The following is a 10947-nucleotide window of genomic DNA, read 5'->3' as shown; positions in this document are numbered from 1 at the left end:
CAACAACCAGTTGAGCGGATTCGCGTTTAAACTCTGCGCTGAAATTTCTTTTTTTCATTGGAGCACCTGTGTTGTTCTGAGGTGAGCATATCACCTCTGTTCAGGTGGCCAAATTCAGTGTGCCACTTCAGTTATGAGCTCTGAGTTCAACGGGTCGATGCAACGCTATCCTTAATCAAGGAGGACGTTGCTCTTCTGAAATGCAAAAGGGGCTCTAAATGTGAATGGCACGATTATGCGGGATACTTACATAATGTATGGAGACTACGCATTATTCTCCCCCCTGCCAAACAGGTGAAGAACTAAAACTCACCTGTTTACAACAGGTTATTTCAAATTAACTCAATCGTGTATTAAATCGCAGGACACATTTGTTTTGAAGTTTGAAATCACACCCAATACTCACCTCCTATAACCATCACTAACTTATTATTTTAAATAATTATTTCTCTAAAAAAGCATCTATAACTCACCTCACCATATGTTAATAAAATATTGTTTTTGATCACAATAAGAAAACAATATGTCTCTTTTGTGCGCATTTTTCAGAAATGTAGATATTTTTAGATTATGGCTACGAAGTGAGCATCGCCATGTCACCCTACATCTCATAAGAGGATTGCTTCTGATGAATGCACTGACCGCCGTACAAACCAATACTGTCGATTCAGGCCAGGACTATAGCGGATTCACCCTCATACCGTCGGCGCAATCCCCGCGTCTGCTGGAACTCACCTTCACCGAACAGACGACCAAACAGTTTCTCGAACAGGTTGCCGAGTGGCCCGTGCAGGCGCTGGAGTACAAATCGTTTCTGCGTTTTCGGGTGGGCAAAATTCTCGACGATCTGTGTGCAAACCAACTACAGCCGCTGCTGTTGAAGACGTTGCTAAACCGCGCTGAAGGTGCGCTGTTGATCAATGCGGTAGGTGTCGATGATGTGAAGCAGGCGGATGAGATGGTGAAGCTGGCGACGGCGGTGGCGCATCTGATTGGTCGCTCAAATTTCGATGCGATGAGCGGTCAGTATTATGCGCGTTTTGTGGTGAAAAATGTCGATAACTCAGACAGCTATCTGCGCCAGCCGCACCGCGTGATGGAGTTGCATAACGACGGCACCTATGTCGAAGAGATCACTGATTACGTGCTGATGATGAAAATCGACGAACAAAACATGCAGGGCGGAAATTCGCTGCTGCTGCATCTCGATGACTGGGAACATCTGGACCACTTTTTCAGCCACCCGCTGGCGCGCCGTCCGATGCGTTTTGCCGCACCGCCAAGTAAAAACGTCAGCAAAGATGTCTTCCATCCGGTGTTCGACGTCGATCAGCAGGGGCGCCCGGTGATGCGCTATATCGACCAGTTCGTCCAGCCGAAAGACTTCGAAGAAGGCGTATGGTTGAGCGAGCTTTCCGACGCCATTGAAACCAGCAAAGGCATTCTGTCTGTCCCCGTTCCCGTTGGCAAATTCCTGTTGATTAACAACCTGTTCTGGCTGCACGGTCGCGACCGCTTTACCGCGCATCCGGATCTGCGTCGCGAACTGATGCGCCAGCGTGGCTATTTCGCTTACGCCACTAACCACTACCAGACGCATCAGTAAGCGCAAAGGAATTGAGCGGATGTATGATTTTGTGATTATTGGCGGCGGCATCATCGGCATGTCGACCGCCATGCAACTGATTGATGTCTATCCGGACGCCCGCATTGCGTTGCTGGAAAAAGAGTCCGGCCCGGCCTGTCACCAGACGGGCCACAACAGCGGTGTGATCCATGCCGGGGTCTATTACACGCCCGGCAGCCTGAAGGCGAAATTTTGCCTGGCGGGAAACCGCGCCACCAAAGCCTTTTGCGATCAAAACGGCATTCGCTACGACAACTGCGGCAAGATGCTGGTCGCCACGTCCGCTCTCGAAATGGAACGGATGCGCGCGTTGTGGAAACGCACGGCGGCGAACGGGATCGAGCGCGAATGGTTAAACGCCGACGAACTGCGCGAGCGCGAACCGAATATCACCGGGCTTGGCGGTATTTTTGTGCCGTCCAGCGGCATTGTCAGCTATCGCGAAGTGACGGCGGCGATGGCAAAAATCTTCCAGGCCAGAGGCGGTGAGATTATCTATAACGCCGAAGTCAGCGCGCTCAGTGAGCATAAAAACGGCGTGGTGATACGTACCCGTCAGGGCGACGAATATGAAGCATCGACGCTGATTAGCTGTTCCGGACTAATGGCTGACCGGCTGGTGAAAATGCTCGGCCTCGAACCGGGCTTTATCATCTGCCCGTTCCGTGGCGAGTATTTCCGCCTTGCGCCGGAGCATAACCAGATTGTTAACCATCTGATTTACCCCATCCCCGACCCGGCGATGCCATTTTTGGGCGTTCATCTCACCCGGATGATCGACGGCAGCGTGACCGTCGGGCCAAACGCGGTGCTGGCTTTCAAACGCGAAGGCTATCGCAAGCGCGACTTCTCATTTAGCGACACGCTGGAGATTTTGGGCTCTTCGGGGATTCGCCGGGTGCTACAAAACCACCTACGCTCAGGACTGGGCGAGATGAAAAACTCGCTGTGCAAAAGCGGCTATTTGCGGCTGGTGCAAAAGTATTGTCCCCGGCTTTCGTTAAGCGATCTCCAGCCCTGGCCCGCCGGTGTGCGGGCGCAGGCGGTATCGCCGGACGGCAAGCTGATTGACGATTTTCTGTTTGTCACCACCCCGCGCACGATCCACACCTGCAATGCGCCCTCCCCGGCAGCGACATCAGCAATTCCTATTGGTGCGCATATTGTCAGCAAGGTACAAACGCTGCTGGCAAGCCAGAGTAACCCCGGACGCACGCTGCGAGCGGCACGTAGTGTGGATGCCTTACACGCCGCATTTAATCAATAACCTTTGAAAACAGGATGTAGCGATGAAACTTAACGACAGTAACTTATTCCGCCAGCAGGCGTTGATTAACGGGGAATGGCTGGACGCCAACAATGGCGAGGTCATCGATGTCACCAATCCGGCGAACGGCGACAAGCTGGGTAGCGTGCCGAAAATGGGTGCTGATGAAACCCGTGCCGCTATCGACGCCGCCAGCCGCGCCCTGCCCGCCTGGCGTGCGCTCACCGCCAAAGAACGCGCCACCATTCTGCGCAACTGGTTCAATTTGATGATGGAGCATCAGGACGATTTAGCGCGCCTGATGACCCTCGAACAGGGCAAACCGCTGGCTGAAGCGAAAGGCGAAATCAGCTACGCCGCCTCCTTTATTGAGTGGTTTGCCGAAGAAGGCAAACGTATTTATGGCGACACTATTCCCGGTCATCAGGCCGATAAGCGCCTGATTGTGATCAAGCAGCCGATTGGCGTCACCGCAGCCATCACGCCGTGGAACTTCCCGGCGGCGATGATTACCCGCAAAGCCGGTCCGGCACTGGCGGCAGGCTGCACGATGGTGCTGAAGCCCGCCAGTCAGACGCCGTTCTCTGCGCTAGCGCTGGCAGAGCTGGCGATCCGCGCGGGCATTCCGGCTGGCGTGTTTAACGTGGTCACCGGTTCGGCGGGCGCGGTCGGTAACGAACTGACCAGCAACCCGCTGGTGCGCAAGCTGTCGTTTACCGGCTCGACCGAAATTGGCCGCCAGTTAATGGAACAGTGCGCGAAAGATATCAAAAAAGTGTCGCTGGAGCTCGGCGGCAACGCGCCGTTTATCGTCTTTGACGATGCCGATCTCGATAAAGCCGTGGAAGGCGCGCTGGCCTCGAAATTCCGCAACGCCGGGCAAACCTGCGTCTGCGCCAACCGTTTATACGTGCAGGACGGCGTGTATGACCGCTTTGCCGAAAAATTGCAGCAGGCGGTGAGCAAACTGCAAATCGGTGATGGACTGGAAAAAGGCGTCACCATCGGACCGCTGATCGATGAAAAAGCGGTAGCAAAAGTGGAAGAGCATATTGCCGATGCGCTGGAGAAAGGCGCGCGCGTGGTTTGCGGCGGTAAAGCGCACGAACGCGGCGGCAACTTCTTCCAGCCGACCATACTGGTGGACGTTCCGGCCAACGCTAAAGTGTCGAAAGAAGAGACGTTCGGCCCCCTCGCCCCGCTATTCCGCTTTAAAGACGAAGCCGATGTGATTGCGCAGGCCAATGACACCGAGTTTGGCCTTGCCGCCTACTTCTACGCTCGTGATTTAAGCCGCGTCTTCCGCGTGGGCGAGGCGCTGGAGTACGGCATCGTCGGCATCAATACCGGCATTATTTCCAATGAAGTGGCCCCGTTCGGCGGCATTAAAGCCTCGGGTCTGGGTCGTGAAGGTTCGAAGTATGGCATCGAAGATTACTTAGAAATCAAATATATGTGCATCGGTCTTTAACTGGAGAACGCGAATGAGCAGCAATAAAGAGTTAATGCAGCGCCGCAGTCAGGCGATCCCCCGTGGCGTCGGGCAAATTCACCCGATTTTCGCTGACCGGGCGGAAAACTGCCGGGTGTGGGACGTTGAAGGCCGTGAGTATCTTGATTTCGCGGGCGGGATTGCAGTGCTCAACACCGGGCACCTGCATCCAAAAGTGGTTGCGGCGGTGGAAGCGCAGTTGAAAAAACTGTCGCATACCTGCTTCCAGGTGCTGGCTTACGAGCCGTATCTGGAGTTGTGCGAGGTTATGAATCAGAAGGTGCCGGGCGATTTCGCCAAAAAAACGCTGTTGGTCACCACGGGTTCGGAAGCGGTGGAAAACGCGGTAAAAATCGCCCGCGCCGCCACCAAACGCAGCGGCACCATCGCCTTTAGCGGTGCGTATCACGGGCGCACGCACTACACGCTGGCGCTGACCGGCAAGGTGAATCCGTACTCTGCGGGTATGGGGCTGATGCCGGGCCATGTTTATCGCGCGCTTTACCCTTGCCCACTGCATGGCATCAGTGAAGATGACGCTATCGCCAGTATCCACCGAATCTTCAAAAATGACGCTGCGCCGGAAGATATCGCCGCCATCGTGATTGAGCCGGTTCAGGGCGAAGGCGGTTTCTACGCCGCGACGCCAGCCTTTATGCAACGTTTACGCGCGCTGTGTGACGAGCACGGGATCATGCTGATTGCCGATGAAGTCCAGAGCGGCGCGGGACGTACCGGTACGCTGTTTGCGATGGAGCAAATGGGCGTTGCACCGGATCTCACCACCTTTGCGAAATCGATCGCGGGCGGCTTCCCGCTGGCGGGCGTCACCGGACGTGCCGAAGTGATGGACGCCGTCGCACCAGGCGGTCTGGGCGGCACTTATGCGGGTAACCCGATTGCCTGCGTGGCGGCGCTGGAAGTATTGAAGGTGTTCGAGCAGGAAAATCTGCTACAAAAAGCCAACGACCTGGGGCAGAAACTGAAAGACGGGTTGTTGGCAATAGCCGAAAAACACCCTGAGATCAGCGATGTGCGCGGGCTGGGGGCGATGATTGCGATCGAGTTGTTTGAAAATGGCGATCACGACAAACCGGATGCGAAACTCACCGCCGAGATCGTAGCGCGCGCCCGCGATAAAGGTCTGATTCTTCTCTCCTGCGGCCCTTATTACAACGTACTGCGCATCCTTGTCCCCCTCACCATTGAAGATGCTCAGATCCGTCAGGGTCTGGAGATCATCAGCCAGTGTTTTGCTGAGGCGAAGCAGTAGCACCGCACCATGCCGGAGGCGACGCTGCGCGTCTTGTCCGGCCTACGGGAATCCTGGTCGGATAAGGCGTTTACGCCGCATCCGACACCCGGCGCACCCATGCCGGAGGCGACGCTTCGCGTCTTGTCCGGCCTACGGGAATCCAGGTCGGATAAGGCGTTTACGCCGCATCCGACATTCGGCGCACCATGCCGGAGGCGACGCTTCGCGTCTTGCCCGGCTCACGGAAATGTAGGTCGGATAAGGCGTTTACGCCGCATCCGACATTCGGCGCACCATGCCGGAGGCGACGCTGCGCGTCTTGTCCGGCCTACGGGAATCCAGGTCGGATAAGGCGTTTACGCCGCATCCGACATTCGGCGCACCATGCCGGAGGCGACGCTTCGCGTCTTGTCCGGCCTACGGGAATCCAGGTCGGATAAGGCGGAGCCGCTCTCCGGCAAAAAGAGTTAATAACAATTAAACGCGTGACCCGACGCGGGAAATGTCGGGGCGCTCTCCCAAGTGACACACTTTCGAGAGGATTCAGGATGGGGCAATCATCGCAACCACATGAGTTAGGCGGCGGGCTGAAATCACGCCACGTCACCATGTTGTCTATTGCCGGTGTTATCGGCGCAAGTCTGTTTGTCGGTTCCAGCGTCGCTATAGCCGAAGCGGGTCCGGCGGTATTGCTGGCCTATCTGTTCGCCGGATTACTGGTGGTTATGATTATGCGAATGCTGGCGGAAATGGCGGTTGCTACGCCCGACACCGGCTCCTTTTCCACCTATGCCGATAAAGCCATTGGCCGCTGGGCGGGCTATACCATCGGCTGGCTGTACTGGTGGTTTTGGGTACTGGTTATCCCGCTGGAAGCCAACATTGCCGCCATGATCCTGCATTCATGGGTTCCCGGTATTCCCATCTGGTTATTTTCCCTCGTTATTACCCTCGCCTTAACCGGAAGTAATTTATTAAGCGTCAAAAACTACGGCGAATTTGAGTTCTGGTTAGCGATATGCAAAGTGATTGCTATCCTGGCGTTTATTTTCCTCGGTGCAGTGGCGATTAGCGGTTTTTATCCTTATGCCGAAGTGAGTGGTATCTCAAGATTATGGGATAGCGGCGGCTTTATGCCGAATGGTTTTGGTGCGGTATTAAGCGCGATGCTTATCACCATGTTCTCGTTTATGGGCGCGGAAATTGTCACCATCGCGGCAGCAGAATCCGACACGCCGGATAAACATATTGTTCGCGCCACCAACTCGGTTATCTGGCGTATCTCTATTTTCTATTTGTGTTCTATTTTTGTCGTCGTGGCTCTCATCCCGTGGAATATGCCAGGACTGAAAACCGTGGGTTCCTACCGTTCCGTGCTGGAGCTGCTGAATATTCCGCACGCAAAATTCATTATGGATTGCGTTATTTTGCTATCAGTGACCAGTTGCCTGAACTCAGCGCTGTATACCGCCTCGCGAATGCTTTACTCACTGAGCCGTCGCGGTGATGCACCTGCAGTAATGGGCAAAATCAACCGCAGTAAAACACCTTACGTGGCTGTATTACTCTCGACCGGTGCGGCGTTTTTAACGGTGGTGGTGAACTATTACGCGCCTGCGAAAGTGTTTAAATTCCTGATCGACAGCTCCGGCGCCATCGCCCTGCTGGTTTATTTAGTCATCGCCGTTTCACAATTGCGGATGCGTAAAATTCTGCTGGCAGAAGGCGGCGAAATTCGCCTGCGCATGTGGCTTTATCCGTGGCTTACCTGGCTGGTGATTAGCTTTATTACCTTTGTATTGGTGGTGATGTTATTCCGTCCGGCACAGCAACTCGAGGTCATTTCCACCGGCTTATTAGCAATAGGGATTATCTGTACCGTGCCAATTATGGCGCGCTGGAAAAAGCTAATAATGTGGCAAAAATTACCCGCGCATAATACGCATTAACGTTGAGCTGGAGTCACACCATGACCATTACGTCTCTGGATGGCTATCGCTGGCTGAAGAACGATATTATTCGCGGTCATTTTCAGCCGGATGAAAAACTGCGAATGAGTTTGCTGACGTCGCGCTATTCACTCGGCGTCGGGCCGTTGCGGGAAGCCCTTTCGCAACTGGTAGCGGAACGACTGGTCACGGTGGTGAATCAAAAAGGATATCGGGTGGCGTCTATGTCAGAGCAGGAACTGCTCGATATTTTCGATGCCCGCGCCAATATGGAAGCGATGCTGGTGAGTCTGGCGATTGCCCGTGGCAGTGATGAATGGGAAGCTGACATTCTCGCGAAAGCACATTTGCTTGGTAAACTGGAAGCCTCTGACGCCAGCGAGCAAATGCTTGATGAGTGGGACCAGCGCCATCAGGCATTTCATACTGCGATTGTGGCTGGCTGCGGTTCCCACTATTTACTACAAATGCGCGAGCGTTTGTTTGATCTGGCGGCACGCTACAGATTCATCTGGCTGCGGCAAACAGTGCTTTCAGTAGAAATGCTGGAAGATAAACGCGATCAGCATCAAATTTTAACCGACGCTGTGCTGGCGCGAGATACTGCGCGCGCCAGTGAGTTAATGCGTCAACATTTGCTGACGCCGATTCCGATTATCCAGCAGGCGATGGCGGGATAACGATCACTCTTCAGGAATACGCAAAACCTGCCCTGGATAAATTTTATCCGGGCTTTTTAGCATCGGTTTATTCGCTTCGAAGATTTTATTGTAGAGATTGGCGTTGCCGTAAACCTGTTTGGAAATGGCACTCAGGGTGTCGCCAGACTTAACGGTATAAAACTGGCTGGCAGTTGCTGGCGTCGCCGTTTTTACCTGATCGTCCACGCTGGCAATACCGGAAATATTCCCCACTGCAACAAGGATTTTTTCCTTCGCTTCCTGACTTAAGCCGTCACCTGTGACTGTCGCTTTACCATCGACAATCTGAATATTCACTTTATCGGCATCGGGAATACCGGTTTTGTTCAGATGCTCTTGCACCTTCTTCGCCTGATCGTCTTTATCATGCTGACCGGTGACGGTATCCCAGAGCTTTTCTCCTGCCTCTTTCACAAAATTGAACAGACCCATAGCTACCTCATTCGTTAATGGAAACACTCAGAAAGTGTAGCAGAGGAACGCGGCGCGTTTACGCCGCGTGGGTGAGCACAGGATTAATCGCGGGTTTGCACCCAAAAAGCGTGAATTAAACCAGGAATATAACCAAGCAACGTCAGCAGGATATTAATGATGAACGCCCAACCAAATCCTTTACCTAACAGCACGCCGAGCGGTGGCAAAATGATGGTGATGACGATTCTCCAGAAACCCATATTTACTCCCTATAAGAAAATTAATCATTGTTTAAAAAGAGATTTCACCTCTTAAGCGTAGTGATTTTAGCGGAGCCTGGCCGTTTCAGCCTACGCTTTTACCCTCATTTACGCTGCTTACGCTGGTATACGTTGCATTTTTAGTTTAGAGTTTACTTAATTTAGCAAATACTTAAATAACTATGACTGAACTAGCCCAACTACAGGCCAGCGCCGAACAGGCCGCGGCCTTGCTGAAAGCGATGAGTCACCCCAAACGGCTGCTGATTCTATGCATGCTTTGTGGTTCACCCGGCACCAGCGCCGGTGAACTGGCTCGCATTACCGGACTTAGCGCCTCTGCAACGTCACAGCATCTCGCTCGTATGCGTGACGAAGGGCTTATCGACAGCCAACGGGATGCGCAGCGCGTTCTTTATTCGATAAAAAATGAGGCGGTAAATGCCATTATCGCCACCCTGAAAAATGTCTATTGTCCGTAAGGAGTGACCATGGCTTTGACAACAATTTCGCCGCATGACGCACAAGAATTAATCGCGCACGGTGCAAAGTTAATCGATATTCGCGATGCCGACGAATATCTTCGTGAACATATTCCAGAAGCCTCTCTGGCACCGATATCTGTGCTGGAACAGTCTGGTCTCCCGGCAAAATTACGTAGCGAGCAAATTATATTCCACTGTCAGGCGGGAAAACGAACCAGTAATAATGCGCAAAAATTAGAAGCGATTGCCTCCCCCGCAGATATTTTTTTACTGGAAGGCGGAATTGATGGCTGGAAAAAAGCAGGATTTCCAGTAGCTGAAAATAAATCCCAGCCTTTGCCATTAATGCGTCAGGTGCAGATCGCTGCTGGTGGTTTAATATTAATCGGCGTCGTACTGGGTTATGCCGTTAATAGCAGCTTCTTCTTATTAAGTGGATTTGTCGGTGTTGGATTAATGTTTGCAGGAATCAGCGGTTTTTGTGGGATGGCAAGGCTGTTAGATAAGATGCCGTGGAATCAGCGAGCTTGAGTAACGACGCCGGACGCGCCATCGTGGCGACATCCGGCAACAGTGATTAGATCAGGAAATCGTCGAGAGATTTACCTTCTGCCAGAGCCTGAGCGATCGGCTTCGGTGTACGACCCTGACCGGTCCAGGTTTTGGTTTCACCATTAAAATCGGTGAATTGGTATTTCGCCGGACGCGGCTGGCGTTTTTTACCTGCACGCGGTGCAGCAGTATTATTACCAAATAACTCTTCCGGATTAATTCCGTCAGCCTTCATCAGCTCCAGCCAGGTGCTAATTTTCTCCTGGCGCTCAGCCAGTTCACGCTGCTGCTGTTCTTCTTCTTCACGTCTTTCTTTAGTGACAACCCTGAATTTTTCGAGCATTTCTTCAAGAACGTCAATGGAGAATTCGCGAGCCATCGCACGAAGGGTGCGGATGTTATTTAAACTTTGTAACATTACAGACATAATAAAGAAAACCTTTTAACGCCAAAACAAAAAAGTATTTCGCCGCGTAGTGTAAGCGATCGTTTATTATATTTCCACAAAATTTAATCTATTTACAATCGCCAGTGATATTATTTCAAGCGTTATTTCCAGATAGATTAATAATTATTTCAGATTATATATTAGCCATTTAGCTTAGTCATTCCAGCCATTAGCAAATAGTCAGGTGCTCTCTGTCTCATCGACACTAATGGCAAATCAACAACATCTGCATAAATATGCAGAAAGAACGAATAAAACAACAATTCAACACCTAAAATTTTATGCTGCCATTAGTCGCTTTAAGTCACTAAAAATTCCAGATAGAGTAAAAGCGCTACTTACGCCGAATTGCCTACACTTTGCAGCATTACCTCCCTTAGCCTTCCCCGCCGAACATGTCAAAATACCAACATAACAATATGATTTTAAATCATATTATTAGAATAAGCATTTAAAAATCCATAATGTACAAAAAACACGCCATCGCGGAATATTTT

Annotated in this window: 11 protein-coding genes; 8 read left to right on the top strand and 3 right to left on the bottom strand. The window is 52.1% G+C overall.

The window, feature by feature from the left end:
• Positions 1-628 precede the first annotated feature (628 nt).
• The 6 genes from glaH to csiR all read left to right on the top strand — a co-directional run bounded on the left by glaH (position 629) and on the right by csiR (position 8270).
• On the top strand, positions 629-1606 hold the full coding sequence (gene glaH, locus A9587_RS22165; RefSeq protein WP_010377831.1) for a glutarate dioxygenase GlaH: 978 nt from the start codon (positions 629-631) through the stop codon (positions 1604-1606).
• Positions 1607-1625: 19 nt separating this feature from the next.
• Positions 1626-2894, top strand: coding sequence for an L-2-hydroxyglutarate oxidase (gene lhgO, locus A9587_RS22160; protein WP_016249102.1), 1269 nt, complete (start codon positions 1626-1628; stop codon positions 2892-2894).
• A gap of 22 nt (positions 2895-2916) precedes the next feature.
• Positions 2917-4365 carry an NADP-dependent succinate-semialdehyde dehydrogenase gene (gene gabD / locus A9587_RS22155; RefSeq protein ID WP_000772889.1) on the top strand — a complete coding sequence of 483 codons (1449 nt, stop codon included), beginning with the start codon at positions 2917-2919 and terminating at the stop codon, positions 4363-4365.
• A 13-nt stretch (positions 4366-4378) separates the two neighbouring features.
• Entirely contained in the window at positions 4379-5659 is a 1281-nt protein-coding gene (gene gabT, locus A9587_RS22150) for a 4-aminobutyrate--2-oxoglutarate transaminase (RefSeq protein ID WP_000097664.1), read from the top strand.
• A gap of 530 nt (positions 5660-6189) precedes the next feature.
• Positions 6190-7590, top strand: a complete 1401-nt coding sequence (gabP, locus tag A9587_RS22145) for a GABA permease (RefSeq protein WP_000531675.1) — start codon at positions 6190-6192, stop codon at positions 7588-7590.
• Positions 7591-7610: 20 nt separating this feature from the next.
• Positions 7611-8270: a DNA-binding transcriptional regulator CsiR gene (gene csiR / locus A9587_RS22140; RefSeq protein WP_001516917.1), complete on the top strand. Its 660-nt coding sequence runs from the start codon at positions 7611-7613 to the stop codon at positions 8268-8270.
• Between the two features lie 3 nt (positions 8271-8273).
• Here csiR and kbp read toward each other — a convergent pair whose 3' ends face one another.
• A complete protein-coding gene (gene kbp / locus A9587_RS22135; protein WP_000522431.1) occupies positions 8274-8723 on the bottom strand; it encodes a potassium binding protein Kbp in 450 nt (149 codons plus the stop codon).
• Positions 8724-8806: 83 nt separating this feature from the next.
• Positions 8807-8965, bottom strand: a complete 159-nt coding sequence (locus A9587_RS22130; RefSeq protein ID WP_000508177.1) for a YqaE/Pmp3 family membrane protein — start codon at positions 8963-8965, stop codon at positions 8807-8809.
• Between the two features lie 182 nt (positions 8966-9147).
• On the opposite strand from A9587_RS22130, the gene A9587_RS22125 reads away from it, so the two are divergent.
• Positions 9148-9447 carry an ArsR/SmtB family transcription factor gene (locus tag A9587_RS22125; RefSeq protein WP_016262450.1) on the top strand — a complete coding sequence of 100 codons (300 nt, stop codon included), beginning with the start codon at positions 9148-9150 and terminating at the stop codon, positions 9445-9447.
• Positions 9448-9456: 9 nt separating this feature from the next.
• Positions 9457-9981 carry a rhodanese family protein gene (locus tag A9587_RS22120; protein ID WP_001229434.1) on the top strand — a complete coding sequence of 175 codons (525 nt, stop codon included), beginning with the start codon at positions 9457-9459 and terminating at the stop codon, positions 9979-9981.
• 46 nt (positions 9982-10027) lie between these two features.
• On the opposite strand, the gene stpA is transcribed toward A9587_RS22120, so the two are convergent.
• Positions 10028-10429, bottom strand: a complete 402-nt coding sequence (stpA, locus tag A9587_RS22115; protein ID WP_000115376.1) for a DNA-binding protein StpA — start codon at positions 10427-10429, stop codon at positions 10028-10030.
• Positions 10430-10947: the final 518 nt, after the last annotated feature.

The organism is Escherichia sp. MOD1-EC6162 (assembly GCF_002965125.1).
Taxonomy (GTDB): Bacteria; Pseudomonadota; Gammaproteobacteria; order Enterobacterales; family Enterobacteriaceae; genus Escherichia; species Escherichia marmotae.
Note: the sequence above shows the minus strand (reverse complement) of the source record. Positions and strands in the feature narration are given on the sequence as shown.